Origin of the sequence: Undibacterium sp. JH2W (assembly GCF_049340425.1) — a bacterium.
GTDB lineage: Bacteria > Pseudomonadota > Gammaproteobacteria > Burkholderiales > Burkholderiaceae_D > Undibacterium.
In genome coordinates, this window is record NZ_JBMPOT010000021.1 from 66,340 (window position 1) to 92,786 (window position 26,447).

Below are 26,447 nucleotides of genomic sequence, written 5' to 3' on the forward strand. Positions count from 1 at the left end.
GTATCAACCTGCATGCGATGCTTGTAACAACACAGCATCTATGACTTGCTGCGCCTTGCGACGGCCGCCGCGTTGCTGACCCAATTCACTGCGCCTGTCGCTGCCATCTGCCTGCAACAGGGCCTCGTGCAAACGCTGCGCCAGATCACCTTGCCATATCGCCTGTATACCACCCATGCGTTCATAATTTTTAGGGCCGGGGGCAAATACGGGATTGTGCAATGCCAGTGCGGCCAGTTTTTCTTCAGGTACTTTGGTGATGCGTGCCATCGCTGGCAAGCCCATGACGCGTATGGTGGCTTCTGGCAAGGCATAGCAGGCATCGGCCATCATGCCGCTGGTGATGAAGCCGCCAGACAGTGCCTGGTCATAAACCAGCGCAATGATCTTATGACCAGATTGCCTGGCTAACTCTATGCATTTACCCAGATGTGCCATATAGCTGTTAATGCCCAGCATTTCATCTCTATGACGCAGGCGCTGGCCCTGGGTATCTACCAGCAGCAAGATAGCTCTTTGCGGATGATCCCGCACCGTCGCCAGCACTGCCCTGGCTTGTGCCAGCGCTATCTCTACGCCTATCGGTGTATGGCCGCTGGTGCCGATGACGCTGATACCCTGCCCAGCTATAGTCGCTGTGCCAGAAATGAAATCATCAACGACAGTTACCTCGTGACCTTGCGGGAATAATTGCGCAAGCAATTGCATGCTATCCATGTTGGCGCTCCGTCTGCCTGATGCTGGTACTTAGTTGCAGGAAATCCTGGGTATCAAGCATGGCAATATCCTCAGGATGTTCTATGCCCATGGCAGCCCAGATATCCATGGACTCAGTCTTGCTACCAAAATCTTGCAGGCGCGCTGCCAACATATCTTGTTCAGCTTCCAGTACAGCCAGGCTGAGGGCGACTTCAGCCAGTACATTGTCCTGCATGGCTTGCACTATCGCTGCCTTGAAGGCGGCATCATCATCGGCCACCAGCATCTGGCAATCACCCAGCAGGTAGCGATGCTTGCCGCCGGTAGTGCGCCATACCAATGCGCGGTCACGTGAATCAAATTCTTCTACGCCATTGGCGGTTTCTATGACTTCAGGGCCGGACATGGCGAGGCGCGCTTCTTCTGACATGATGATGGTATTCGCACAGCGCGAGACTATGCCCATGCCGCCAAAACAGCCATTGCTGCCACCGATGACGACAATGACAGCTATGCCCGTCGCACGCACAGCCAGCAAGGCACGCATGACTTCAGACACGGCAATCAGGCCTGCATTCGCTTCATGCAGGCGCACACCGCCTGACTCTGCCAGCAGGACCAGCGCCTGTGGTTTGTGGATAACAGCAGCGCGCATGAGGCCTACCATTTTGGCACCATGCACTTCACCAACTGCCCCGCCCATAAAACCACCTTCCTGTGCGGCGACATACACTTGCTTGCCATCGATAATGCCGCGACCGATGACGACGCCATCATCAAAGGAGACCGGTGCATTCAGTTGTGGCAGATGCGGGCTGGTCCATTCTTTTGCCGGTGGCAGAAATTCTGTGAAATCGCTGATCAATGCGGCCACTCTTTGCCTGGCAGTTGCTTCCAGATAGCTGCTCATTTGGTTTGCTCCAGACAGGCTTCTATGGCCTGATCCATGCGCAGGCTGACAACAGCGGGGGTAGCACCCATATCATTGATGGCGATGCGGCAATCGGCCAGTTGCCAGCGCTGGTTAAAATCATTCATGACTGCTTGCCAGATCGCACCAAAGCCAGTAGCAGCCGTGCTGATTTCTATCTCGCAGGCTGACTGCAAATCCACAGCCTGTACCAATACTTCGAGGTTGCCCGAGCTGACCACACCAACTAGCTGCGCCGCTGCCCCCAGCTTGCGTTGCCCCTGCTCAAAGCGGTATACCAAAGTTTCCATGATGATCCTTACCAGTTCCTGAAACGTTTCGGTGGTTGATATAAACCGCCCGATGCGCGTACCAGGTCTTTCATATTCTTTGCAGCGAGCAAGTCACGAGTAGCCATGCGTTTATCTATGCCCAAGTCTTCTGCACGTTTGATGATGCCACGGTCACGCAGGTTTTCTACCATGCGTTTGTCACGTGCCAGGCCAACCGGCGTGTAACCTGCGACGCCACGTATCGCTTGTTCGCGCTCTTCTTCGCTGCGGCACAAGAGCAGATTGGCGATCCCTTCTTCAGTCAGAATATGGGTGACGTCATCACCATAAATCATGACTGGCGGTATCGCCATCTTCGCTTGTTCTGCCAGTTGCCATGCATCGAGTTTTTCTACAAAGGCGGCTTGCATGTGCTCGCGGAAAGTCTCTACCATTTGCACCACCAGTTTTTGGCCGCGCGGTATCTGCTTGCTGCCTGCTCGTGCTTCCCTGCCTGCTTTTAGCCAAGCCGGGCTGGCATGGCGGCGGCCACGTGCATCTGCCCCCATATTCGGTGCGCCACCAAAACCGGCGATACGACCCAGGGTGGCTGTCGATGAATTACCTTGTAAATCAATTTGCAAAGTGGAGCCTATGAACATATCGCAGGCATAATGCCCTGCTGCCTGTGAGAGTGCGCGGTTGCTACGCATGCTGCCATCTGCACCGACAAAGAAAACATCTGGCCGGGCGCGGATATAGTCTTCCATGCCCAGTTCAGAACCGAAGGAATGCACGGATTCAACAAAGCCCGCTTCTATCGCAGGTATCAGGGCCGGGTGCGGGTTCAGCGCCCAGTGGCTGGCAATCTTGCCTTTCAGACCCAGCGATGCCGCATAGGTGGGCAAGAGCAATTCTATGGCTGCGGTATCAAAGCCTATGCCGTGGTTGAGTCGTTTGACTTCATATTCTGCATAGATGCCTTTGATGGCCATCATCGCCATCAAGACCTGTATCTCGGAGATCAAGGCCGGGTCACGGGTGAACAGGGGTTCTATGTAATGCGGCGTCGGCGCCTGCACGATAAAATCTACCCAGCCTGCGGGGATATCGACACGCGGCAAGACATCAACTATCTCATTGACCTGGGCAATCACGATGCCGGACTTGAATGCCGTGGCTTCGACTATCGTCGGTGTGTCCTCAGTATTGGGGCCGGTATATAAATTTCCTGCGCGGTCTGCTGACTGCGCAGCCACCAGGGCCACCCGCGGTGTCAGGTCAACAAAATAACGTGCATACAGTTCCAGGTAAGTATGAATGGCGCCGATATTCAATTTACCTGCTGAGGCCAGTTTGGCCAGGCGTGCCGCTTGTGGGCCAGAAAAAGAAAAATCCAGCTTGCTGGCGATGCCCTTGTCAAATACATCCAGGTGTTCAGGCAGTGCCAGCACGGACAGCAGCATGTGCAAGTCATGCACACGCGCAGCATCCAGCCTGGTGAGTGCTTTGGCCAGAAAATCTGCCTGCTTCTGGTTATTACCTTCCAGGCAAACGCGGTCGCCTGCTTCGAGTACCGCATGCAGGCAGTCACCTATACGCTGCTGCGGCAATAATTTGCCCTGCAAATCATTACCCAATACTTCAGCCGCCCTTTGCAGGCGCTGCTGGCGATTAATTTGCAGGGTGTTCCAGCGACCGGCTGCGGTCATTATTTTGCTCCCATCAAGGCATCAGGAAATGCGGTGGCGATATGCGGGAATACACATAATAAAATCACCGCCACCAGCATCAATAACAGAAAAGGCATGACACCCCAGACGATATCCTTCAAGGGTATATCCGGCGCAATATTCTTGATGACAAAGATATTCAAGCCCACGGGTGGATGTATCAGACCCATCTCCATGACGATGGTCATGACCACACCAAACCAGATCAGGTCAAAGCCTGCTACCTTCAATGGTGGCAAGATGATGGGGCACATCATCAGGATAATCGATACCGGAGGTAAAAAGAAACCAAACACCACCACCATCAGCAAAATCACTGTCAGCAGCATCCATTTACTGAGGTGCAGGTCGACCACCCATTGCGCAGCAGACTGGCTGATATGCAGATAACTCATGACATAGGAATATAGCAGCGACATGCCTATGATGAACAGCAGCATCGTCGATTCTTTGATGGTCGAGTTAATGAAGGGTGAAATGTCTTTTGGTCGCCAGACGCCATACACAATCGCAATCAATACCATCGCCAGCAAGGCACCCAGGCCTGCGGTTTCTGAAGGCGTGGCATAACCACCATACAGGGCCACCATGACACCGATGAGCAGGATAACGAAGGGCAAAACCCGCGGCAGCATCTCGACTTTTTGCGCGAGGGTGAAATGTTCTTCTTCCAGATAAGCTGATTTGACACCACCCTGTTCGTACGCCTTGTACGCAATCGCATACTCGCGGCGTGCCCTGTAGACAGCATAGCCAGAAAACAAAATCACCAGCAAGATGCCCGGGCCTATACCCGCCAAAAACAAACGCCCTAGCGACTGCTCCGCAGCAACTGCATACAGGATCATGGTAATCGATGGCGGCAACAAGATACCCAGAGTACCACCGGCAGCGATGATGCCTGCCGCGAAGCCGGGCGAGTAACCACGCCTGCGCATTTCTGGTATACCAGCCGAGCCGATGGCAGAGCATGTGGCTGGGGAAGAGCCTGCCATTGCCGCAAACATGGCGCAGGCGAATACATTGGCGATACCCAGGCCGCCCGGCACCTTGTGCAACCAGGCATGGATGGCAGAATACAGGTCACGTCCGGCAGGTGATTTGCCGATGGCCGCACCTTTTAAAATGAACAACGGTATCGACAACAAGGTGATCGATGCCATTTCTTCATAGACGTTCTGGGTAATGGTATCGAGTGACGCGGCAGGCATGAAAAAATACATGAAACCGGTGGCCACTACGCCCAGAGCAAAGGCGATGGGCATGCCCGAAAACATCACGACCAGGGTCACTATGCCATATAAAACACCGAGGGTAAGTGGACTCATGCTGGCCTCTTTTTGTTGGTGGCGGCAGCCAGTATCTGTACCAGGATTTGCAGCGACAACAGGGTCATCCCAGCCGCCATCATGGCATAAGGTATCCATAGCGGTGGAGCGAATGTCGATGAAGTCGTTTGTCCATCTACCCAGGCTTCATGAAATAGCGTCCAGGATTTCCAGGAAAAGAATAGGCAAAACGTCGCGCTGAGAATATCCACCAGCAACAGACGAAAGCGATTGACTGCAGGTGGCAAAATGGATGACAAGACCTCTATGCCTATGTGACCACGGTAAGATTGCACGTAAGCTGCGGAAAAAAAGGTCACGCCTATCAGCATGAAGACTGAGGCTTCGTCCTGCCAGTCTGTCGGCACCTTGAACAGATAGCGCGTGACGACAGAATAAGTGAGAATGAAGGCAGTCAACAACATGGCAAACATGGAGATGCGCACGATGACTTTGTTCACCCATTCCAGCACTTTTGCCAACCGCGCAACGAAGGGATGGTCTGGAACAGGCGGCCCTTTAGGAGCTGCTATTTCAAAGCCATGGCTCATAATAGTTTCTCCGCCAGCTTCAGCAATTTGGCGCAGTTTTCATTTTTTTCCGCATAATCTTTCCAGGCCGTGGTGCGAGCGATTGCCTGCCATTTCTTGACGGTGGCAGCATTCAGATCTACGACCTTCGCGCCTTTCTTTTCATAGACGGTGGCGACGGCAATATCATCTTGCTTGGCAGCCTTGATGGCAAAGGCTTCGAGTTCGGCACCCACAGTCATGATGGTGTTTTGCTGGTCTTTGCTAAGCTTGTCAAAAATCGTTTTTGACATCATCAGGGGTTCAAACATATACCAGTAACTCTGGCCGCGGCCGCTGGTCAGGAATTTGGAGACTTCTTCGAGGCGGAAAGAGATCAGTGAAGTCGATGAAGTCATGGCTGCTTCCATCGCCCCGGTCTGCATGGCGGCATAGATTTCGTTTGACGGCAGCGATACTACGGCAGCGCCAGCGGCTTTCAAGACCAGATCGACTTCACGCGAACCGCCGCGTATCTTCATGCCCTTGACATCATCCGGATCAACCACCGCCTTGGTGCGCGATGCCACGCCACCGGCCTGCCAGATCCAGCTGACTATGACTATGCCTTTGTCCAGCAAGAGTTTATTCAATTCCTTGCCGACCTCGGCATTCTTCCATGCTGCGCCGACTTCATACGACGGCACTAGGCCAGGCATGAGGCCGATATTCACTTCTGGCACTTCACCACCGGCATACGACAAAGGTACCAGCGACAAATCCAGCGCGCCCTTGCGCATGGAAGAGAATTGCGCATTGGTCTTCATTAATGAAGAACCGGGATAGATTTCAAACTTCAGGCTGCCGTTCGTGCGCTTTTGTACTTCTGCGGCAAACATGCGACACAGGCGGTCACGGAAATCACCTTCTTCCAGCGTACCACCAGGGAACTGGTGGGAAATTTTCAAGGCTGTGCTTTGCGCCCATGATGGCGACCATGCCGCCGCCAACGGGGCCAGACTTAAAGCTTGCAAGACTGTTCTTCTCTTCAGTTGCGACATGATTACTCCTAAGGTTTTATGGATGAGGCATCTCTTTTCGACAAGTTGTGATCCTGTCTTTGATCTTTGCATATCTCGCTAACAACTCTGTCTTGTATGCTTTATTAAAATTCTTGTATACAAGATCGACTATTTTGCATTCAAAGTCAACTTGAATATATACTAGACTAACGAATTAACCAGATGCACAATAAAAATGAAAAACCGTTCAGCCAGCCTGCGAGAAGAAATTGAAGAATTGATAGCAACCGGGCAACTGCAGCCTGGCCACCATCTCGATGAAACCGCACTGGCAGAACGCTTTGGCGTCTCCCGCACGCCTATCCGTGAGGCACTGATACAACTTGCATCCATGGGTATCATAGAAATGCGCCCTCGCCGTGGTGCTCAGGTAGCCACCATCAGCCCACAGCAATTAGTGGAGATGTTTGAAGTCATGGCAGAGTTTGAAGCCATGTGTGGCCGCATGGCGGCACGCCGCATGTCCAAACAGGAGCAGGCAGATTTAAAAACCGCCCATGAAGCCTGCAAGGATGCGCGTGATGCCGAAGACCCTGATGAATATTTTTACAAGAATGAGATTTTTCACTACCTGATTTATCGGGGCAGCCATAATGATTTCCTGGAAACACAGGCGATGAATTTACACCGTCGCCTGCGCCCTTACCGCCGCCTGCAATTGCGCGTGCGTGACCGTATTGCCAATTCTTATAATGAACACGATGAAGTGGTGCAGGCAATCTTGCAAGGCGAAGCAGAACTGACTGCAAATTTATTGCGAGGCCATATCATGATACAGGGTCAACGCTTTGCAGATTTGATTGCCTCATTGCCCAGATAAGCTACTTAAGGCCGCTTCTGATTATCGGCCTTTTGCGTATCAAAGAAATACGTCATGCGCTTGCGCGGGCTAAGGTATTCATAGACTTCGGGTGACAACTGTCCAGGCTTGAGGCTGGCAGTGATATCGAGTATGGGTTCGTGTATCAGGTCGAGGATGATGGCCTCGGACTTGGGCACACTGGGATCATAAATCAAGACACTGGGACGCAAGGGCTTGCCGGAATTGACGCCGACCACCATGCCCAGAGTACCGTCACTGAGCTTAACGATGGTACCTGGCGGATAAACACCCATGCAACGTATGAAGATGTTCAGGGCGGGGGCATCGAATTGCTTGCGCTGATGAGCAAACATATGCGACATGGCCTCAAACGGGCTCAGCGAATCGGCAGGATTTGGTTTGTTGCACAAATTATCATAGGTATTGGTAATCGCGACGATGCGTGCCAGCGGCGAAATGCGCTCTGCCTTCAGTTGTTGCGGATAACCACTGCCATCTGCCATTTCATGATGCTGGGCGATGATGTCTGTCACCCCCTTGGACAAATTCAATTTTTCAGCAATTTGCTGACCATAGTGGCTGTGCATCTGCAAAAGATTTTGCTCGGCCTTGGTCAAAGCAAAAGTCTTGTTGACGATGCGGTCAGGTATTTCTACCTTGCCTATGTCATGGAACATGCAACCCATGCCCAGTTGCTTGATATCATCTGCAGGGAAAGATAATTCCTTTGCCAGCATCATGGTCAGCACGGCGACATTGAGGGAATGGTAATAAGACTCTTCACCAACGATCTTGTCATTCATTAAGTGGATGGCGATGTCTTTATCGACCAGCAAAGAGTCCAGCATTTGTTGTACCAGTTGATCTGCTTCTCTCACTGACTCTTGTGGGCGTGAAAACAAATTTTTGGTAATGCTTTTGAGCGTATTGGCCGCTTTCAGTAATTGCTTTTCGCATTGGGCGATGGCATTACGCTCCTTGACCAGTCTGTCTATGCGCGCTTTCTTTTCCGCAATCAGCGCCAGCTCTTCCGGGCTGTGTACGATGGCCGGTTCTGGTTCTGCCACTGCAACTGTTTTTGGCGACGGTGGCAAAGGACGGTTATCCGATTTGGCCGGGCTCACCCTGATGGTTTTCAAACCCAGGTGCTTGATTGCCGTGATCTCTTCCTGGCTTTTGATCTTGAAGCTGTTGAGGGCAAAAGAATGTTCCAGCCATGAGATATCCAGATGCACATATAAACCTATGCATAATTGTTCAACGGGAACATCAACAGTAATTGGGGCTGCACACATGAGAATACTCTGACACTGGATTGAGCTGGACTACGCTGATTGTAGCAAAATGCCGATTTAGTCTATTTTCCAACAAAAACTTGATTCAAGGTTGACAAGTTTGAGTTGGCTGCCGGAATATGACTGAAGCACACCTCTTGCTTGTGAGCATAAACACACTGCAATATTTTTGGATAATCACATGACACGCCCACTTGCCAGTTATAAATATTACGATTTTGTCATGGCCGCTTTTGTCACGGTCTTGCTATGCTCAAATCTGATCGGGGCAGCCAAGGCCGCGCAAGTGACCCTGCCCTGGCTAGGCACGGTCACTTTCGGTGCTGGCGTGCTGTTTTTCCCCATCTCTTATATTTTTGGTGATGTCCTGACCGAAGTCTATGGCTATGGGCGCGACCGCAGGGTGATCTGGGCAGGATTTGGTGCTGTACTGTTTGCCGCCATCATGTCCATCGTCGTGCTGTCACTGACACCCGCAGCCGACCCTTTCAATACAGAATACCAGACTCATCTGAATGCAGTATTTGGCAATACTCCCAGGATCATATTAGGCTCGGTCACGGCTTTCTGGTGTGGCAGCTTTGTAAATAGCTATGTGCTGGCCAAGATGAAGGTGGCAATGGAGGGCAGGCATCTGTGGATGCGCACCATAGGCTCGACTATCTGTGGCGAGTTTGTTGACTCCAGCCTGTTTTATGTGATTGCCTTTTATGGCATCTGGTCGGACAGCCAGTTAATTACTGTCATGGTGGCACAATATATTTTGAAGACCAGCTGGGAAGTCATCATGACACCGGTAACTTACAAAGTAGTTGCTTTCCTCAAGCGCAAAGAGCATGAAGACTACTATGACAAAGACACCAATTTCACGCCTTTCCGGTTGAAGATCTAATAGCGCCGGGCATTTCCCGCTGGCAATTTAACTCTGATCAAGGCAGGCGAAAAAAATGCTCTTGCTAAAGTTTTTGGCAAACTGACCGTTTTAAGTGCGTATAGTCCCATTTCCAGCACTGACGTCATGTTCCCATTAAAAGTATTCCGGCTCTTTGAGCAGGCAACAGAAACACCGCATGCCACTAGCCAAAACCACCGTCCTGCCCATGCTCAGGATGCCAAGCCCGTCAGCGAAGATGCTATCTGGCCTGAAGTTGAACGTCGCCGTCGTGAAGACAGGCGCAGTACCGAGCGCAGGGAAAAACAGCACGCCATCTTGCTCAATACCCGCAAATTGCAGGGCAGGCGCAAAGATCCGGGACGTCGTCTCAGCGATAAATTGGCTGCGCCAAATTCGCGCATCAACTTTTCCATCAAGGGTTAGGCCGGGCCAGTTCAGTTGCCAGTTTTCGTACCCAATTTGCGCATAATTATTTCCATCAGGCACCAATTTGTGAAGCCACTTTGCAACAGGTTAATGCCCACAAAGGCCGTAAAGGCCAGCCACCACTGATTTAAAAAAATTGGACTGGCGGGTGTCCCCAATGCCAGACTCAAAAGAATAAAGCAAGCTGCGACGATACGTACGATTTGCCAGCTAGTCATGATGAAACTCCTGGTTGAAAGTCAGGGTGGTCTTTGTATGCGCTGTAATACAACAGCGGTATCACCACCAGGGTGAGTAAAGTGGATACGAAGATGCCAAATATCAGTGAGATTGCCAGGCCATTGAATATGGGATCATCGAGGATAAAGAACGCCCCCAGCATGGCAGCAATGCCTGTCAGCGCAATCGGTTGGGCGCGAGTGATGGCTGAGCTGATGATCGCCTCCCTGAACGGCATGCCCACAGCCACCTGTACATGGATAAAGTCCACCAGCAAGATTGAATTCCTGACGATGATGCCGGCAAGGGCGATCATGCCTATCATGCTGGTGGCGGTGTATTGTGCACCGAGCAAAGCGTGGCCGGGCATCACGCCAATAATGGTCAGCGGGATTGGTGCCATGATGATCAAGGGTGTCAGGTAAGAACCAAATTGTGCCACTACCAATAAATAAATCAGTATCAGCCCCACGCCATAGGCGATCCCCATGTCGCGGAAAGTTTCATAAGTGATCTTCCATTCGCCATCCCATTTCAGACTGAAACCGCGATATGGATCTGGTGGTGTGTGGATGAAGAATTCGTTGAGTCCGCCATCATCAGGTGCAATGATTTTTGCGATGTCACTACGCATGGCGAACATCCCATACAAGGGGCTATCTATGGCACCCGCCATGTCAGCGACAACGTAATTGACTGCCATACCATCCTTGTGAAACACTGCTTGCTCGCGCAGGGTATCTGAGATAGTCACCAGCTCACGTATGGGCACCAGTCGTCCCTGGGCTGATTTCACACTCAGGCTTAACAGACTGTCCAGATTGCCTTGCTCGCTAACTGGTAATTGCAATTGTATAGCGGTCGCATATTTGCTTTCATCGTGCAAATAGCTGGCTGCGTCACCGCGCAATCCTGCATGCAAGGTCGTAACGATAGCGGACTGACTGATGCCCAATACAGCTGCCTTGCGCTGGTCTATCAACAAGACTTTACGCGGTGCATTAGTGATGCTGCTGTCATCGACATCTACTACACCAGCAGTTTTATTGAATACTGCGCGCACCTTTTTGGCGACTTGCTGCCGACCTGCATCAGTCGGACCATAAATTTCTGCGACGATGGGTGCCATCACTGGCGGACCTGGCGGCACCTCCACCACTTTGACATTGGCGTCATAGCGTCGGCCTATGTCCTGCAAGGCAGGACGCAGACGACTGGCAATCACATGACTCTGATCAGTACGCTGATGTTTGTCCAGCAAATTCACCTGCATGTCACCTACATCGCCGCCAGAGCGCAAATAATACTGACGCACCAGACCATTGAAATTGATAGGTGCGGCAACGCCGGCATAGGCCTGGTAATTCGCCACATCTGGCACTTTGGACAAATAAGCGCCCAGCTCCCGCAGCAACGCAGCAGTTTTCTCCACCGGTGTTCCTGCTGGCATGTCGACTACCACCTGGAATTCTGACTTGTTATCAAAAGGCAGCATCTTCAATTGCACCCAGCCGAGGACCGGCAATAGAATTGAAATCACAATCAGGACAAAGACAGCCAGCGTCAGTTTCCAGCGATGCAACTTGCCTTTGCGCTCGTCCAGGAAGGGGCGAAATACAGCACTGAATATGCCATCCAGTTTTTTCTGTAACTTACCCGGTTGTCTGGCACCGCCATGATTCATCCAGATACGTGCCAGCCAGGGTGTGATGATGAATGCAATTGCCAAAGACAGCAGCATACCCATACTGGCGTTGATGGGAATGGGACTCATATACGGCCCCATCAAGCCACTGACGAAAGCCATAGGCAATAAGGCAGCTATCACCGTCAGGGTTGCCAGTATGGTGGGGCCACCGACCTCATCAACTGCAGCAGGTATGATTTCTTGCAGCGACTTATGCGGGAACAATGTCTGATGCCGGTGTATATTTTCGACGACAACGATCGCATCATCGACCAGTATGCCTATGGAAAAGATCAGAGCAAACAAAGATACCCGATTCAGAGTAAACCCCCAGGCCCAAGAGGCAAACAGAGTCACAGTCAATGTCAAAATCACTGCAGTACCAACGATGGCCGCTTCACGCTTGCCCAAAGCGAGAAAAACCAGTGCCGCGACTGAGGCTGTGGCAAATAGTAATTTCTGTATGAGTTTTTTTGCCTTATCGTCTGCGGTTTTTCCATAATCGCGCGTCATGCTGACTTCCACGCCCTCAGGTATCAGGGTATTGCGCAGCTCGGCTATGCGCTGTCTGACAGCATCTGCAACGGCGACGGCATTCTGGCCAGGCTGCTTGCTGATGGCGATGGTCACGGCCGGATATTCTGCCGTGTCTTTGCCAGTCAAACCATGCCATACGTAGGAACTGCCGGGCAAGGGACCATCGACGATCCTGGCTACATCACTCATGAAAATTGGTTTGCCTGCTCTGACACCGACTACGACTTCAGACACTGCTTGTGCAGAGGCTAAAAATGGTCCCGCATCGATAGCAATGCTCTGGTTGGCGCGTGTCAGTTCGCCTATAGTCAAACCAAGGTTTACCGCCTGAAGGCTGCTTTGTAAATCGGCCACTGTCAAACTATGGGCCGCCAGCCTGACCGGATCAAGTTCTATATTGATGGCGTGGCCAGAACCGCCAATGGTGGTGATTTCACGCGTGCCTTTTACCCGCTTGAGCTCTGCTTCCATGCTGTGCGCAAGGCGTTCCAGATCATATGCCGCGCTCTGCTGATTCCTGCTCCACAAAGTCAATGCGACTATGGGTACATCGTCTATGCCTTTAGGTTTGACGATGGCTTCCAGCGTGCCCAGCTTGGCAGGCAACCAGTCACGATGACTATGAACCACATCGTATAGGCGAACCAAGGCTTCGGTGCGTGGAACACCTACCTCAAATTGCACCGTCAAGATGGCCATGCCTGGCCGCGATACCGACATGACATGCTCTACATTGGCGATTTGACCCAGAACTTGTTCTGCGGGTATGGCAACTTGTTGCTCCACCTGTTTAACGGATGCGCCAGGAAAGGGAACCAGCACGTTCGCCATGGTTACATTGATTTGTGGCTCTTCTTCACGTGGGGTGACGACAACCGCAAATATACCGAGCAATAATGCCATCAATGCCAGCAAGGGCGTGATTCGGGCCCCCTCGAAGAAATGCGCAATGCGACCAGAGTATCCCCATTGTTTTGCCATAAGATGTCCTCAGCGCGATCTGGCCGCAGCCATAGGGTTGAGCGCCACCTTTTCACCGGCAGCAACGCCAGCCAGCACTTCTTGTTCATTCCCAAAGACGGGACCTGGCTTGATCTGCCTGAGCAATGCCTTGCCTTGCGGATCAACGATATAGACTGCATGCAATTCTGCACGGTGAACTATCGCTTTTACGGGCACATACAAGCGTACTTGCTCATCCTTGCCCAAAGCTTTGGCTGGCAATTGCAAACGAGCAAACATGCCGGGTGCCAGTCCATTCACGGCTGGCAAGTCCAGGCGCAATTGCACGGTATGTGTGGTGGCATCGTTCACGGGCAGAACGACGAATTTATCGACATTGAAGAAGCGCTGCGCAACTGACAAAGCAGGGATCTCTATGCTGATCGCATGTCCGGGAGAGAGCATGGCAAACTGGGCCTCAGATACGGTGGCAGTGACACGCAAGTTGCCGGGATCAAACACTGTCATTAATGCCTTACCCGGCGTCACCATATCCCCATTGCTGATATAGACGTCGGCAATGCGACCAGCGTAGGGTGCGCTCAGTTTATAAAAATCTGCTTGTGTTTGTGCTGCACCGGCCTGCGCAATGAGGGAGTTGGCATCGGCAGTGGCGGATTTGAACTGGGCTTCTGCACGGTCAAGTTGAGCCTGACTGATGTACTGACGTACGAACAATTGCTTCTGCCGCTCAAAGTCTTTGCTCGCCACTTGTAAACTGGCACGTGCCGCTGCAACCTGCGCCTGGCTCGCATGCGCCTGCTGTCCTGCAGCTCGCCCATCCAGGCGTACCAACATTTGCCCGGCTTTCATATTGTCACCCGCTTTTGCGGGCAGCTCAGTAATGGCACCTGAGACCTGTGCTGCGATCACAGTTTGGCGCACCGCTTCGACCACGCCATCCGCTGCAATGCTGCCGGGAGCATGACTGGACCTGACCTCAAGCACCTCTAGACCCATGGCCCATACTTGCACCGCAACGAATAGGGCAATCAAAGCAAATACTTGCTTTACTAACAACGGCAGTCTTGCCTTAATAAGTGTTGAAGTCATAGAGCATGTCTCTTTTAACGAATGGCAATTCCTGGCAAATAATTTGTGCAGCTTCTCGCAAATTATAATATTCTTATTTGCGCAATTACGCAAATAGTAAATTAAGCGTGGGCAATCTTCTTTACTCGGGGTATGATAGAAATATTCCTACTACTACACTGATTGTTATGGACGGATTATCTGATCAGGCTTTGATACAGATTGCCGATTATTTTTCGGCGCTGGCTGAGCCTACCCGCTTGCGCATACTGAATTGCCTGCGCGAAAAAGAACACAATGTCGGTGAATTGGCCGAGCGTTGCGCCTGCTCGCAAGCGAATGTCTCGCGTCATCTTTCCACCCTGGCCAAACATGGCCTGGTGGCACGCGAAGGGCGCGGCACTTCCGTGTATTACCATATCGCTGATGAATCGATTTATGCCTTGTGTGACTTGGTGTGTGGCAATGTAGCGCGCCAGTTTGAATCACAGGCAGCCTTGCTGAGCGGCAGGCCAGGCACTTAAATCATGGCGCGATAAATCAGGCTGACTGCCACGCAGAGCAGCATGACGACAAAGATCATCTGCACTTTTTTAGCCGGCAAATGCAAGGCAATGCGTCTGGCCAGCAACATGCCCGCCACTGTGGTGGCAACAAAAATGGCAGACAGCAAAACCGGCAAATGCGCGCCACTGAGCAAGGCTGAGCCCACACCCATGGAACCGACGATGCTGACCACCAGCAAAGAAGTTGCCACAGCCACATGCATGCTGGCATTGGTGTAATGCCTGAGCATGGGAACAATGACAAAACCGCCCCCCACACCCAGCAAGCCGGTCATGAAGCCGGACACTGCCCCTATACTGGCGATCACGGCACCAGTTTTAAATGTCCAGTCAAACCGTCCTGTACTGCTATTGATGCGAGCCAGCGCAGCGCGCTTGTGGTCATCACACTCGGGCGCGCGCAATTGCGCGATGAGGCGCGCGGCCACCACTCCCAGGATCAAGGCAAATACCAGCATCAGCCATTGTTGCGACATACGGTGTGCCACTTGCACCCCCAGCAAGGTGGGCAGGCTACCCGCGGCGGCCATCAGGATAGCGGCGCGATAACGCACCAGTTTGCGCACCAGGCCTTCTATCGCACCGATCAGGGCGGCACTGCTGACCGCCAGCAAGGCCATGGGCATGGCTTGCTGCATGCTGAAACCCTGGCTATATACCAGCGCAGGCACGGCCAGTATCCCGCCGCCAGCCCCGGTCAAGCCCATGATGAGACCAACTACGGCACCGATCAATACCACCAGAAGTTCTGCAGCAGGAATGAGCATATCAGTAAGGATATAAAAAATATGCGCTAGTGTATTCCTTGCTGAAACCCACGTCGAGTCAAGCTGAGTAATTTGAATTCCATTCTCAATGATAGATGTCAAAATCTGCAACAAATTGCTATGATTCTCAAGTTACTGCTCAAACGATGCAATCCATCATGAACCCTCAAGTACATAGTCTCTTCGACCCACAAACCTGCACAGCAACCCATATCGTGTTTGATGCGCCTGGCGGTTGTGCGGCGGTGATCGATCCTGTTCTCAATTACGAACCCAAGTCGGGCCATACCAGCAGTAAATCAGCTGACCAGGTACTGGAATTTCTGGCGGCCAATAACCTGAAGTTGCAATGGTTATTGGAAACCCATGCCCATGCCGACCATTTGTCGAGTGCCCAGTACCTGAAAGAAAAAGCTGGTGGCAATATCGCCATCGGTGAAAATATCACTGGCGTGCAAAAGGCGTTCAAGAGCCTGTTCAATCTTGAATCTGCTTTCCCGGTCAATGGTTCACAGTTCGATACCCTGTTCGCAGCAGATGAAGTATTTTACATAGGCCAATTGCAGGCCAGAGCCCTGTATGTGCCTGGCCATACTCCGGCCGACATGGCTTATCTGATCGGTGACAGCATTTTTATCGGCGATACCCTGTTCATGCCCGATGTAGGTACGGCACGCTGTGATTTCCCTGGCGGCGATGCCAGGCAGCTGTTCCAGTCCATACAAAAGCTTTTATCCTTCCCGCCTGAGACGCGTTTGTTTCTCTGTCATGACTACCCGCCTGCCGGGCGCGAGGTGTGCACCCATACTACGGTTGCACAACAAAAAGCAGAAAACATCCATGTGCGCGATGGCGTCAGTGAGGCTGACTTTGTTGCACTGCGCCAAAAACGTGACAGTGGTCTGGAAATGCCCTATCTGTTAATACCTGCGATACAAGTCAATATACGTGCAGGTGCCTTGCCAGAGGCAGAAGAGAATGGCACACGCTATCTAAAAATCCCCTTGAACGCACTCTAAGCATAAACCAGGAAATCACCATGGCAACCACCATCAAACGAATAGCAATCAGTACTGGTGGTGGTGACGCACCTGGCCTGAACGCCGTCATACGCTCAGTCGTGCTGGCAGCCGAATTAAGGGGCTGGGAATGCTATGGCATACGAGAAGGCTTCAATGGCATCTTGCTGCCTGAGCGCTACCCACAGAACGGTGTAGTTCGTCTGACAGTAGACCAGGTGCGTGGCATAGGCCACCTCGGCGGCACCATACTGGGCACCACCAATCATGGCAATCCCCTGCGTTTTGCTACAACCATGCCAGATGGCAGCGTGCAAGAAATTGACCGCAGTGCCGACATCCATCGTCACCTCAAGCAAATGGATATCGATGCGCTGGTCTGCATAGGTGGCGATGGCACGCTGACGATAGCCAATGCCCTGCATCTGCAAGGCTTGCGCGTGGTCGGTGTGCCCAAGACCATAGACAATGACCTCGATAAAACCTTTACCACTTTTGGTTTCGACACTGCGGTCTCGTTTGCCACTGAATGCGTAGACAGGCTGCATAGCACGGCAGAAAGCCATCAGCGCATCATGGTAGTGGAAGTCATGGGACGTTATGCGGGCTGGATAGCCCTGCATTCAGGCATAGCAGCCAACGCGCATGCCATCGTGATCCCTGAGATCGCTTATGACATAGAAAAAATCGCAACGATGATACGCAATCGTGATGCGAATGGCCGCCATTACTCTATCGTACTGGCTGCCGAAGGTGCCCTGCCTGTCGGCGGCCAGCATCTGCTGCAAGCCTCAGCCGGTAGTGGCTATGTAGAAAGACTGGGCGGTGTAGGAGAGCAACTGGCCCACGATTTGCAAACACTGACAGGCAAGGAAGCACGCGCCGTGGTGTTAGGCCATTTATTGCGCGGCGGCAGCCCGACTGCTTTTGACCGCTTGTCTGCCATGCGTTTTGGTGCAGCTGCGGTACGCGCCCTCGATGAAGGCCATTCCGGCATCATGGTAGCGCTGGCCTTCCCGAACGTGAATTATGTGGCGCTGGAAGAAGTCGCGGGGCGCATGAAAGCCGTGCCCATGGATAGCGATACCCTGCAAACTGGCCGGGACATAGGCATTTGTTTTGGTGATTGAAACTGCGAGATGTAAGCTGCAACTCAGCGTGAACGCAAGCCAGCCTTCACAAAGTCGGCAAACTGCGCAGCAGCCAAGGGCCGGGAATAATAATAACCCTGCACTTCATCGCATTTTTGCTGCCGCAAAAACTCCAGCTGCTCTGCCGTTTCCACGCCCTCGGCAATAGTCAGCAAACCCAGGCTCTTGGCCATGCTGATGACGGCACTGACGATGGCGCGGTCTTCCGGGTCGCTGGTGATATCGCGGACGAAGCTCTGGTCTATCTTGAGTTTGTAGACCTTGAATTTCTTCAGGTAACTCAAAGAAGAATAACCTGTGCCAAAATCATCGATGGACATGCGTATGCCACGCTCATGCAGATTATTCATCACTGCAATCGCGCCCTGGGGGTCATGCATGGCCACACCTTCGGTCAATTCCAGTTCCAGGCAGGTAGCTGGCATATCAGCCTCGTCTAGTATGCGCGTGACCAGCGCCGGCAAATCATGGTGGCGGAATTGCACGGCAGACAGATTCACGGCAATCAGCAAATCCGGCAAGCCACAGGCCTGCCAATGCTTCCATTGCTGTACCGCGCTGCGCAAGACCCATTCACCTATGGCCAAAATCAGACCACTGTCTTCTGCCACGGGAATAAACTCTGCTGGCGACACATTTCCAAGTACAGGATGATGCCAGCGCAATAAGGCCTCAGCCCCCAACACGGCACCAGTGTCCATGGAAATCTGCGGCTGGAAGTGTAGCTGGAACTGCTGCTTCTCCAGAGCATGACGCAATGCATTCACCAATTCCAGGTGACGGGTGGAACGCTCCTGCATTTCCTGAGTAAAGTAGCGATAGGCATTCCTGCCTTCGCGCTTGGCACGGTACATGGCAGCGTCGGCATTGCGCGACAAGGTTTCCAGATCCTTGCCATCATTCGGATAGATGGCAATGCCCATGGATGCCGTGACATTCAAATCATATTCCCCCAGATGAAAAGGTGTGTTGACGACTTGCATGAGTTTTTGCACCACTTGCTCCACCTGGTGTTCATCAACACCCGTCAAGAGCAAGATGAATTCATCACCACCCAGGCGGGAAATCGTGTCGTTCTCACGCATGGCGGCAACCAGGCGTCTGGATAATTCCACCAGCATGACGTCACCCAGACTATGCCCCAGACTGTCATTGATATCCTTGAAGTGATCGAGATCAAAAAAGATCACCGCCAGTGCATCCTGATTGCGCTCAGCCAGGCTCAGGGCATAGCGCGCCAGTTCGTCAAGCAAGGTACGATTGGGCAAACCTGTCAGCGCATCATAATGTGCCAGATATTTGATACGTTCTTCAGTGCGCTTTTTATCGCTGATGTCTTCTTGTATCGACAGAAAATGCGTGACCACGCCCTGGGCATTTCTGATCGGTGAAATATGCGCCAGATCAGTATGATCCAGGCCATCGGCATAGCGATTGATCAGCTCCCCTTTCCAGCTTTCACCGCGCTCCAGATGTTGCCACATTTCTGCATACACTTCGGGTGCCGTCCTCCCCGATCGCATAATACTGGGCTTGCGGCCCAGGACCTCGGCCAACTGCTTGCCGGCATTTTTTAGGTAAGCCTCATTCGCATACTCTATATTGACTGCAGTATCAGTAATCACGATGGCATTGGAACTTTGTTCTACGGCTTGAGAGAGTTTGTGCAAACTCTCTTGCGACTGCTTGCGCTCCATGCCTATGGCAATCAGGTTGGCAGCCATTTCCAGCAAGCTCAGGGAAAAGGCATCCGGCACAGAAGCCAGCCGGTGATAAATCGCGAAAGCGCCTATGATCTTGCGCTCGGCGGTGCGTATGGGCTCAGACCAGCATGAACGCAGCTCGAACTGTTCTGCCAACTTCCAGTAATCACGCCAATAAGCATGGGTGGAAAGATCAGTCGCAATAGTACGTTCGCCAGTGGACAGGGCATTGCCGCAAGAACCTATGCCAGCACCAATGACCTCGCCTTCTATCGCCTGAGTAAATGTCTCGGGCAGGCTGGGAGCCGCCCCGGTACGCAAATGTATGCCATCCTTGTCTAGCAGCATGATGGAACACAGACAATCCGGCAACAAGGACTCAACCTTGAGGACGACATCATGGAGCAATTCTTTTTGTGTCGTATTGGCCGTAATTCGCTCCAGCATATAGCTGCGCAACTCTTCCATTTGCAAGGCATGCAGGCGATCATCTTCGAGATCAAAGCGATTCAAGACATGGCTGACATCAATGGCAAATTCCATCAGCAAATCCTGTACCGACTCATCAAAGGCATTTTCATCCCCTGCATATAAATTGAAAGTGCCGACCACCTTGCCATTCTTAATCAGGGGCAAGGCCGCAGAAGAGCGCCAGCCCTGTGCGGCACCGCGCTCATGCCAGGGCGCAGTATGGGTATCATGCAAAAAATCCTGACACCAGTAAGCCTGGTTTTGCAAATATGCCTGAGCACTGGGGCCTTGTGCGGTGACTTCACCTGCATGAACAGAGATCACCAAGCCATCAAGATAGTCTGACCCGGCACCAAAAGAAGCTACCGGTTTTAGCACTTCTGCCCCCTCCTCCACCAAACCTATCCACGCCATTTTCAGGCCACCTATCGTCACAGCATCTTCGCAGATACGAGGTAGCAAATCGTCCTTGTTCCCCAAACGCAGGATAGATTGATTGCACTGACTCAGTGCGCTATACAGGCGGCTCAGGCGTTCGCTTTTTTGCGCAGCAAGATTACGTGCTTCGTCGATCTCAGCCAGCTTGGCTTGAGTAACAGCCAGCCACCCCATGATGCTTTCTTCCATGCCGCGCTTGACGATGACGGGCGTAGTGAAGTTGCCCTTGCCGAGATTGATCAGCGTGGCGGACACTTCGCGTATGCTACCGCCCAGGCTCATGTTCAAAGAACGATAGGCACGCCAGAGCAGGCCCACCAGCAAGATGCCGACCAGGATGAAAAGCATGCGTACGCGCAAAGCAAACAGTGCGGCCTCTTCTACCAGGCTGGCACCGCGTTTTTCCATCAGTTCGCGTGCTTCGGCAATGGGGCGCAAGATCGCCAGCTTGGCTGCGCGGTATTGTTCGTCATACAGTAGTTGACTTGCGCGCAGCTTGGAGGCATAGACATCCAGGCCAGGGTTCTCTATCATGTCCATGGCACGGTACTCTATCGCGGTCAGCGCATCAGAGTTCGCCTTGGCTTGCTCCAGCAGGGTCAACTCCTCTTCGCTGATGCCCGTTTTTTTGATCAGCTCCATCAGTGGAACACGCTGGCCCACAAAATCATTCCGTCCGGGTGCATGGCCAGAGGCCTGAGCCTGACTGGCAGGCACCAGGTCCCAAAACAAATTCCTGCCCAGCACTGGTCGTGCGAGCTTGCCATTGCGGACATCCAGAACTTGCTGGTAATAGTTTTTGTAGACAGGATCACCGGTAACCACATAGCTGCGTACCAGGCGCGTCAAGTCCTCCGAACTTTGCTGCAATTCCATGGACAAGAGATGAGATTCAAGGCGCAACTCGTTGAGATGATCGACCTTTTTTTCAGCATAAACATACCAGCCAAAAACTGCAGTAAACACAGCAAATACCACCAGCGTCAGCCAAAAGCTGCGCGCATATATGGATAAGCTGTTCTGAGAAGTCATGTCACCAGCGCTTTCTATAACCAGCAATAAAACATTACGGGTAGTAGGGTTAAGCGGCTATTCTAAAACAAGTTTCTTACATGAGATAATAAACTTGCCTTATTTTTATGCGTAAGTAGTGTGTAAGAATATCTTGTGAAAGTACCGCTTATGCCTCAGGTTTGGGATGTATCCTGACCAGGATGATGCGCGGACCATTCATTTTCTTGACGACGGCATCAAAGCGCTCAAATTCGACTTTTTGCCCTTCGACAGGCAAGTCCCCCAGTTTATGCATGATGAGGCCGCCTATGGATTCAACTTCGTCACTATCGACATCAAAGCCCAGGGCGCTACCCAGCGTGAACAAGGGTAAGCTACCTTTGCCTATCAGGGTGCCGTCATCCAGCAAGGTCCAGTCATTTTCATTCTGGCGGAATTCATCCCGTATTTGCCCCACCAGAGCGCTCAGCAAGTTGTCCAGTGTCAGAAAACCCACAGGTTTGCTGCCGCGGTTACCGACGATGGCAAAGTGAGGTGCCCCCTTGCGGAAGCGGCGGAATAATTCCAGCGCTGGCATGGTCGGCGGTACAAATTCAACCTGGCGCAAATGTTTGCTCAAGTCATCCAGAGGCTTGCCAGCCTGCTGGGCCAGAAACAAGTCTTTCAGATGCAGCATGCCGAGCACGGTTTCTTCATCTTCATCGAAATACGGGTAGCGGCTGAAACGGTTGCGCGCCGCAGTTTGCATGTTTTCTTCCAGGCTGGCGCTCTTATGCATGGCGACGACCTCGTTGATGGGACGCATCAGGTCAGAAATTTCCAGTCCACCAAAGTCCAGCACCTGGGCCATGATGCTCCATTCGTCACGGGTTTCTTTCTTGCCGCCGTGGCTGCCACGCAGGATGAGCTTGAGTTCTTCGGGTGAATAATGGGCGTCACCACCATGTTCAGCACTCAGGCCCACCCATTTCAAGACTTTGTTGGAACTGAAATTAAGTGTCCAGATAGCTGGATACATGGCCCAGTAAAACGCATACAGGGCGGGTGCAGTCCACAGCGAGACACGCTCAGGCATGCGTATCGCCATCGATTTGGGGGCCAGTTCACCCACCACGATATGCAGGAAGGAAATAACAAAAAAAGCGAAGAAGAAGGAAATGCCGTGTATCAACTCAGCCGAAGTGACACCCACCAGCGAGAACAGGGGCAGCAGCAAGCGGGCGAAGGCAGGTTCACCTATCCAGCCCAGGCCCAGTGACGCCAGGGTAATGCCCAACTGACAGGCAGACAAATAGGTATCCAGGTGTTGATGCACCGTGAATAACAGGCGGCCGCGCAAACCTGAGGTTTTTGCAATACTGCGCACCCTGGTCTGACGCAACTTCACCAGACCGAATTCTGCTGCCACGAAAAAGCCATTTAACAAGACCAGTAACAGGGCAGCCAGCACCAACAATAAATTATCCAACGCTCAACCTTTTTTATGAACACCCCGACACTTTAGACTAAATTGCCCCTTTTTGCATGCAATTACAATGCCTTGCACATAGCCACACTTGAAAAAATTGCCAGCATGCCGCATGTAATCCAGATGCATGCAAGCAAGCTGCATGACAAAACCTGTGAATTGCGTTAAAAGCTTATGTTCACGGCATTTTGAGGAGAAAGGTTTGAGCTTAGACAGTGTTTTAGCGGAAATCGAAATCCGCCTTGGCGAATATCCTGCACTCAATGATATCCAGTACTTGCGTGACCTGATTGCAGAAATCCGCCCCACACACCCGCAAGATACCACGCGGGCCACTGACAATATACGTGCCCTGTGCTTTGTCCTACAAAACAAGCCAGCCTGGCGCACAGCACTACGGTCTTATCTGGTACAGGTATTGACCACACGTAAGCTGGTGCATTTATTCACCGATCTGGGCATCACCCAGAATACCGGCTTCTGGTCCGTGGCAAGACAAAGGCTGATAAACAAGTTTTTGCCGCCACTGGTCAATGATGCCTACATCAAGGATGTGTTCGGTCAGATATTTGATAAAAAATGGGACCACGTCTGGATCAATGCCGTTGAAGACCAGGCTTGGATGGATTTGCTGACAGCCATAGGTTTTCGCTCACCTGCTGCACGTACGACTTATGCAGCACTGACCTGTGAAATTCTGAGCGCCGTACAAGTGCTGTCTTATCGCATCACCAACATAGGTCTGGAAGCTGAACTGGTACGCAATTATCCAGACATAGAAAAATTCGAATCCCCATTTTTGCGCCAGAATGATGCTATCAATGACTATGTCGTTTGCTACAGCAAATGGCTGACTGATAAAGCCCATGAGCGCGAAGACAGCAAACACATAGAAGTCTTGCTGACCCAGTGCGAAGACATTGCCAACCGCATACGTCGCACAGCTGCCATGCAGGGTGTATCAATCAGCCTGACACGCTTGCTACTGCAATTGATGCAGAGCATAGCGCGCTTGCGCCAGTTACTGGCTTTGCTTGATAGCCGCAGTACCGAACATGCTTGCGCCATCGGTACCAGCCTGTTCAAGGAATTGACCATCGCAGAAAACCAGCGTCATAGCCTGCGTAATCTGATGCAAAGCAATACCGAACTCTTGTCTCTGCAAGTGACAGAAAGAGCGGGTAAAAGCGGTGAACACTATGTGACGAATAATCGTGAAGAGTGGCTGGAGATGTTGCGCTCTGCCCTGGGTGCGGGCTTCATCGTCGGCTTCATGGCACTGATCAAGATTTTGTTTGGCACGCTGGCGCTGGCGCCTTTTGGCTATGCCATGCTGTATAGCCTGAATTATTCCGGCGGCTTCATGCTGGTGCATGTGCTGCATTTCACCATCGCCACCAAACAACCGGCGATGACGGCAGCTTTGCTGGCGCGTGCCATTGATGGTGGCAAACAAAAACTCGATGAACTGGCTGAACTCATTGTGCGCGTGCTGCGCTCACAATTCATTGCCATCGTCGGCAATATAGGCCTGGCCATGCCCACAGCCTATGCGATTGCCTGGGCCTGGGTTTACTTTACTGGCAAGCATCTGGTGTCACCAGAAAAAGCCCAGCATCTCTTGCATGATATTGACCCCTTTGCCAGCCTGGCATTGCCGCATGCAGCGATCGCTGGTGTCTGTCTGTTTTTGTCTGGCTTGATTTCTGGTTACTACGATAACAAGGCAAGTTATGCCAACATCCCGGAACGCTTGCGTCAACTAGGCTGGTTAAAGCGCCTGCTAGGTGAAGCACGCCTGCTACGTGTCACCACTTACATAGGCAATAACCTGGGTGCACTGGCAGGGAATTTTTTCTTTGGCATTATGCTTGGCACAATAGGCCAATTAGGCAGTTTCTTTGGCTTGCCCATAGACATACGCCACATCACTTTTTCCAGTGCCAATTTTGCCTTTGCCCTGGTCGGTCTTGACCATCATATAAGCTGGCAGCTTGCTGTGTATTCTTTGTTCGGCATCATGAGCATAGGCATGGTGAATCTGGGAGTCAGTTTTAGCCTGGCCATGCTGGTGGCCTTGCGTTCGAGGAGAGTGAGTTTTGGACAGGGTGGCTTGCTGACCGTTTTGTTATGGACACGTTTTTGGGAAAAACCTCGTGACTATTTTCTGCCTGGAAATGAAGAGAAAAATGAGGAAAAAAAAGAGATCACCTGATCTGTTTTTTGCATTACCATGCGCCAGTCAACCGAAAAACTGGCGCATCGTTAACATCAAATCATTCTCTTCATTTGAGGTAATCCATGAAATTTCTGCCTGCCCTGCTCGCCAGTACTTTAAGTCTGCTATTGACTCAAATCGCCAGTGCCCATGAATATGAGGCACTGATGAAGGCCAGGAAATATGCAGAAGCAGAAAAGGCAGCCAATATCAAACTGAGTAGCGATGCCAATAATGCCGATGCCTTGCTGGTCAAGGCAGACCTGGTACTGGCTGAAGGAAAACTCGACAAGTTGGATGAGGCAGCAAAATATGCCGAGCAATGCATCACCGCCCATCCGCAACTCTCTGATTGTCATGAAATGCTGGGCAATGTATTAGGGGCCAAGGCGACTTCAGGCAGCATGTTTGCTGCCATGTCTTATGCCGGAAAAATACGTGATGCCTTCATCAAGGCCGTAGAACTGGACCCAAAAAATTTCAGTGCGCGCGGCTCCTTACTGCAGTTCTATTTGCAAGCACCGGCTATCGCAGGGGGCGGTAAAAGCAAGGCACAAAACCTGGTTGTAGAAACCGCCAAAATCAATAGTGCTGCAGGTAGTTTATTGCAAGCGAGCGTAGATCTGGCAGATGACAAATTTGCGAGTGCAGAGACGGCGGCACTGACTGCCATTCCAGGTAATATCGAAGCCTTAGTCAAGATGCAGCGCAGCATCTTGTATAACCTGGGCTCTAATTATGTAATGCAAAAAAAGTTTGTTGATGCTGAACGTGTTTTCGGTGAGGTACAGCAGCGTTTTCCAGATAAATTCCATGGCGCTTTCGGCATGGGACGCGCTATGCAGGAACAAGGCAAATACAAGGAAGCTGTCGCCTGGTTTGAAAAAGCGCAAAACCTGGAAAGCAATGCAGGTATTTACTACCGCCTGGGCCAATGTTTATTGGCTATTAACGATAAACCCCGGGCGATTTCCTATTTTGAAAAATCCATCAATACCAAACCGGCATTAAGCAAAAAACTGCGTGCAGATGCAGAAGATCAATTGAAATCACTGAAATCCTGAAGCCGCCAAACTGAAGTTTTCTCCGTCATTTATAAAATAGATATCAGTCAGGTTCAGCCAGCATGTGGCAAAACGGCATACTAGGGATTGACACAGGTCAATGAACGCAAGAATGATGG

General features: G+C 51.7%; 22 protein-coding genes. 8 read left to right on the plus strand and 14 right to left on the minus strand.

What is annotated here, in order from left to right; translation table 11 throughout:
- Window positions 1-3: 3 nt before the first annotated feature.
- From mdcE to dctP, 7 genes are read right to left on the minus strand one after another with little or no spacing between them, the layout of a single operon-like run.
- Window positions 4-717, minus strand: a complete 714-nt coding sequence (gene mdcE, locus ACO0LC_RS25015; RefSeq protein ID WP_423008290.1) for a biotin-independent malonate decarboxylase subunit gamma — start codon at window positions 715-717, stop codon at window positions 4-6.
- Window positions 710-1,609, minus strand: a complete 900-nt coding sequence (locus ACO0LC_RS25020) for a biotin-independent malonate decarboxylase subunit beta (protein WP_423008292.1) — start codon at window positions 1,607-1,609, stop codon at window positions 710-712. The genes mdcE and ACO0LC_RS25020 overlap by 8 nt, the downstream gene beginning before the upstream one ends.
- On the minus strand, window positions 1,606-1,920 hold the full coding sequence (gene mdcC / locus ACO0LC_RS25025; RefSeq protein WP_423008294.1) for a malonate decarboxylase acyl carrier protein: 315 nt from the start codon (window positions 1,918-1,920) through the stop codon (window positions 1,606-1,608). The genes ACO0LC_RS25020 and mdcC overlap by 4 nt, the downstream gene beginning before the upstream one ends.
- 8 nt (window positions 1,921-1,928) lie before the next feature.
- Window positions 1,929-3,593 carry a malonate decarboxylase subunit alpha gene (gene mdcA / locus ACO0LC_RS25030; RefSeq protein WP_423008296.1) on the minus strand — a complete coding sequence of 555 codons (1,665 nt, stop codon included), beginning with the start codon at window positions 3,591-3,593 and terminating at the stop codon, window positions 1,929-1,931.
- Window positions 3,593-4,942 carry a TRAP transporter large permease gene (locus ACO0LC_RS25035; RefSeq protein ID WP_423008298.1) on the minus strand — a complete coding sequence of 450 codons (1,350 nt, stop codon included), beginning with the start codon at window positions 4,940-4,942 and terminating at the stop codon, window positions 3,593-3,595. The genes mdcA and ACO0LC_RS25035 overlap by 1 nt, the downstream gene beginning before the upstream one ends.
- Window positions 4,939-5,493: a TRAP transporter small permease gene (locus tag ACO0LC_RS25040; RefSeq protein ID WP_423008300.1), complete on the minus strand. Its 555-nt coding sequence runs from the start codon at window positions 5,491-5,493 to the stop codon at window positions 4,939-4,941. Before ACO0LC_RS25040 ends, ACO0LC_RS25035 begins: the two co-directional genes overlap by 4 nt.
- The gene (dctP, locus tag ACO0LC_RS25045; RefSeq protein WP_423008302.1) at window positions 5,490-6,512 is read right to left on the minus strand and encodes a TRAP transporter substrate-binding protein DctP; all 1,023 of its coding nucleotides are present in this window, start codon (window positions 6,510-6,512) and stop codon (window positions 5,490-5,492) included. The genes ACO0LC_RS25040 and dctP overlap by 4 nt, the downstream gene beginning before the upstream one ends.
- Before the next feature lie 196 nt (window positions 6,513-6,708).
- On the opposite strand from dctP, the gene ACO0LC_RS25050 reads away from it, so the two are divergent.
- Complete coding sequence (locus ACO0LC_RS25050; RefSeq protein WP_423008304.1) at window positions 6,709-7,353, plus strand: GntR family transcriptional regulator; 645 nt, start codon at window positions 6,709-6,711, stop codon at window positions 7,351-7,353.
- Between the two features lie 5 nt (window positions 7,354-7,358).
- Here ACO0LC_RS25050 and ACO0LC_RS25055 read toward each other — a convergent pair whose 3' ends face one another.
- Window positions 7,359-8,651: an HD-GYP domain-containing protein gene (locus ACO0LC_RS25055; protein WP_423008306.1), complete on the minus strand. Its 1,293-nt coding sequence runs from the start codon at window positions 8,649-8,651 to the stop codon at window positions 7,359-7,361.
- Between the two features lie 181 nt (window positions 8,652-8,832).
- On the opposite strand from ACO0LC_RS25055, the gene ACO0LC_RS25060 reads away from it, so the two are divergent.
- Together ACO0LC_RS25060 and ACO0LC_RS25065 are read left to right on the plus strand one after the other, a co-directional pair.
- Window positions 8,833-9,543, plus strand: a complete 711-nt coding sequence (locus ACO0LC_RS25060) for a queuosine precursor transporter (RefSeq protein WP_423008308.1) — start codon at window positions 8,833-8,835, stop codon at window positions 9,541-9,543.
- Between the two features lie 126 nt (window positions 9,544-9,669).
- Entirely contained in the window at window positions 9,670-9,969 is a 300-nt protein-coding gene (locus ACO0LC_RS25065) for a hypothetical protein (protein WP_423008310.1), read from the plus strand.
- Between the two features lie 11 nt (window positions 9,970-9,980).
- On the opposite strand, the gene ACO0LC_RS25070 is transcribed toward ACO0LC_RS25065, so the two are convergent.
- The 3 genes from ACO0LC_RS25070 to ACO0LC_RS25080 are packed head-to-tail and all read right to left on the minus strand — an operon-like array spanning window position 9,981 to window position 14,470.
- Window positions 9,981-10,190 (minus strand): YgaP family membrane protein, encoded by a 210-nt coding sequence (locus ACO0LC_RS25070; RefSeq protein WP_423008312.1) that lies wholly within the window; start codon window positions 10,188-10,190, stop codon window positions 9,981-9,983.
- Window positions 10,187-13,396, minus strand: a complete 3,210-nt coding sequence (locus ACO0LC_RS25075; RefSeq protein ID WP_423008314.1) for an efflux RND transporter permease subunit — start codon at window positions 13,394-13,396, stop codon at window positions 10,187-10,189. The genes ACO0LC_RS25070 and ACO0LC_RS25075 overlap by 4 nt, the downstream gene beginning before the upstream one ends.
- Before the next feature lie 9 nt (window positions 13,397-13,405).
- The gene (locus ACO0LC_RS25080) at window positions 13,406-14,470 is read right to left on the minus strand and encodes an efflux RND transporter periplasmic adaptor subunit (protein ID WP_423008316.1); all 1,065 of its coding nucleotides are present in this window, start codon (window positions 14,468-14,470) and stop codon (window positions 13,406-13,408) included.
- Between the two features lie 167 nt (window positions 14,471-14,637).
- On the opposite strand from ACO0LC_RS25080, the gene ACO0LC_RS25085 reads away from it, so the two are divergent.
- A complete protein-coding gene (locus ACO0LC_RS25085; protein ID WP_423008318.1) occupies window positions 14,638-14,973 on the plus strand; it encodes an ArsR/SmtB family transcription factor in 336 nt (111 codons plus the stop codon).
- Here ACO0LC_RS25085 and ACO0LC_RS25090 read toward each other — a convergent pair.
- Window positions 14,970-15,782: a sulfite exporter TauE/SafE family protein gene (locus ACO0LC_RS25090; RefSeq protein WP_423008320.1), complete on the minus strand. Its 813-nt coding sequence runs from the start codon at window positions 15,780-15,782 to the stop codon at window positions 14,970-14,972. The two genes, ACO0LC_RS25085 and ACO0LC_RS25090, sit on opposite strands and share 4 nt — an antisense overlap.
- A 158-nt stretch (window positions 15,783-15,940) precedes the next feature.
- Here ACO0LC_RS25090 and ACO0LC_RS25095 point away from each other — a divergent pair, with 158 nt between their 5' ends.
- Both ACO0LC_RS25095 and ACO0LC_RS25100 read left to right on the plus strand, forming a co-directional pair.
- Window positions 15,941-16,801 (plus strand): MBL fold metallo-hydrolase, encoded by an 861-nt coding sequence (locus ACO0LC_RS25095; RefSeq protein WP_423008322.1) that lies wholly within the window; start codon window positions 15,941-15,943, stop codon window positions 16,799-16,801.
- A 20-nt stretch (window positions 16,802-16,821) separates the two neighbouring features.
- Complete coding sequence (locus ACO0LC_RS25100) at window positions 16,822-17,931, plus strand: 6-phosphofructokinase (protein ID WP_423008324.1); 1,110 nt, start codon at window positions 16,822-16,824, stop codon at window positions 17,929-17,931.
- A gap of 23 nt (window positions 17,932-17,954) precedes the next feature.
- Here the strand turns inward: ACO0LC_RS25100 and ACO0LC_RS25105 are convergent, their stop codons facing one another.
- Both ACO0LC_RS25105 and ACO0LC_RS25110 read right to left on the minus strand, forming a co-directional pair.
- Window positions 17,955-21,596, minus strand: a complete 3,642-nt coding sequence (locus ACO0LC_RS25105; protein WP_423008326.1) for a bifunctional diguanylate cyclase/phosphodiesterase — start codon at window positions 21,594-21,596, stop codon at window positions 17,955-17,957.
- A 148-nt stretch (window positions 21,597-21,744) separates the two neighbouring features.
- A complete protein-coding gene (locus tag ACO0LC_RS25110; protein WP_423008328.1) occupies window positions 21,745-23,046 on the minus strand; it encodes a hemolysin family protein in 1,302 nt (433 codons plus the stop codon).
- A gap of 202 nt (window positions 23,047-23,248) precedes the next feature.
- Here ACO0LC_RS25110 and ACO0LC_RS25115 point away from each other — a divergent pair, with 202 nt between their 5' ends.
- Window positions 23,249-25,261 carry a site-specific recombinase gene (locus ACO0LC_RS25115; RefSeq protein ID WP_423008330.1) on the plus strand — a complete coding sequence of 671 codons (2,013 nt, stop codon included), beginning with the start codon at window positions 23,249-23,251 and terminating at the stop codon, window positions 25,259-25,261.
- A gap of 86 nt (window positions 25,262-25,347) precedes the next feature.
- Window positions 25,348-26,328: a tetratricopeptide repeat protein gene (locus ACO0LC_RS25120; protein ID WP_423008332.1), complete on the plus strand. Its 981-nt coding sequence runs from the start codon at window positions 25,348-25,350 to the stop codon at window positions 26,326-26,328.
- The last annotated feature ends 119 nt before the right edge of the window (window positions 26,329-26,447 follow it).

Coding starts and splice junctions, on each gene's coding strand:
- ACO0LC_RS25090 (WP_423008320.1), bottom strand. CDS start 15,782: ATGCTCATTCCTGCTGCAGAACTTCTGGTGGTATTGATCGGTGCCGTA.
- ACO0LC_RS25100 (WP_423008324.1), top strand. CDS start 16,822: ATGGCAACCACCATCAAACGAATAGCAATCAGTACTGGTGGTGGTGAC.
- ACO0LC_RS25040 (WP_423008300.1), bottom strand. CDS start 5,493: ATGAGCCATGGCTTTGAAATAGCAGCTCCTAAAGGGCCGCCTGTTCCA.
- ACO0LC_RS25105 (WP_423008326.1), bottom strand. CDS start 21,596: ATGACTTCTCAGAACAGCTTATCCATATATGCGCGCAGCTTTTGGCTG.
- ACO0LC_RS25055 (WP_423008306.1), bottom strand. CDS start 8,651: ATGTGTGCAGCCCCAATTACTGTTGATGTTCCCGTTGAACAATTATGC.
- ACO0LC_RS25095 (WP_423008322.1), top strand. CDS start 15,941: ATGAACCCTCAAGTACATAGTCTCTTCGACCCACAAACCTGCACAGCA.
- ACO0LC_RS25085 (WP_423008318.1), top strand. CDS start 14,638: ATGGACGGATTATCTGATCAGGCTTTGATACAGATTGCCGATTATTTT.
- ACO0LC_RS25020 (WP_423008292.1), bottom strand. CDS start 1,609: ATGAGCAGCTATCTGGAAGCAACTGCCAGGCAAAGAGTGGCCGCATTG.
- dctP (WP_423008302.1), bottom strand. CDS start 6,512: ATGTCGCAACTGAAGAGAAGAACAGTCTTGCAAGCTTTAAGTCTGGCC.
- mdcE (WP_423008290.1), bottom strand. CDS start 717: ATGGATAGCATGCAATTGCTTGCGCAATTATTCCCGCAAGGTCACGAG.
- mdcC (WP_423008294.1), bottom strand. CDS start 1,920: ATGGAAACTTTGGTATACCGCTTTGAGCAGGGGCAACGCAAGCTGGGG.
- ACO0LC_RS25060 (WP_423008308.1), top strand. CDS start 8,833: ATGACACGCCCACTTGCCAGTTATAAATATTACGATTTTGTCATGGCC.
- ACO0LC_RS25035 (WP_423008298.1), bottom strand. CDS start 4,942: ATGAGTCCACTTACCCTCGGTGTTTTATATGGCATAGTGACCCTGGTC.
- ACO0LC_RS25075 (WP_423008314.1), bottom strand. CDS start 13,396: ATGGCAAAACAATGGGGATACTCTGGTCGCATTGCGCATTTCTTCGAG.
- ACO0LC_RS25065 (WP_423008310.1), top strand. CDS start 9,670: ATGTTCCCATTAAAAGTATTCCGGCTCTTTGAGCAGGCAACAGAAACA.
- mdcA (WP_423008296.1), bottom strand. CDS start 3,593: ATGACCGCAGCCGGTCGCTGGAACACCCTGCAAATTAATCGCCAGCAG.
- ACO0LC_RS25120 (WP_423008332.1), top strand. CDS start 25,348: ATGAAATTTCTGCCTGCCCTGCTCGCCAGTACTTTAAGTCTGCTATTG.
- ACO0LC_RS25080 (WP_423008316.1), bottom strand. CDS start 14,470: ATGACTTCAACACTTATTAAGGCAAGACTGCCGTTGTTAGTAAAGCAA.
- ACO0LC_RS25050 (WP_423008304.1), top strand. CDS start 6,709: ATGAAAAACCGTTCAGCCAGCCTGCGAGAAGAAATTGAAGAATTGATA.
- ACO0LC_RS25070 (WP_423008312.1), bottom strand. CDS start 10,190: ATGACTAGCTGGCAAATCGTACGTATCGTCGCAGCTTGCTTTATTCTT.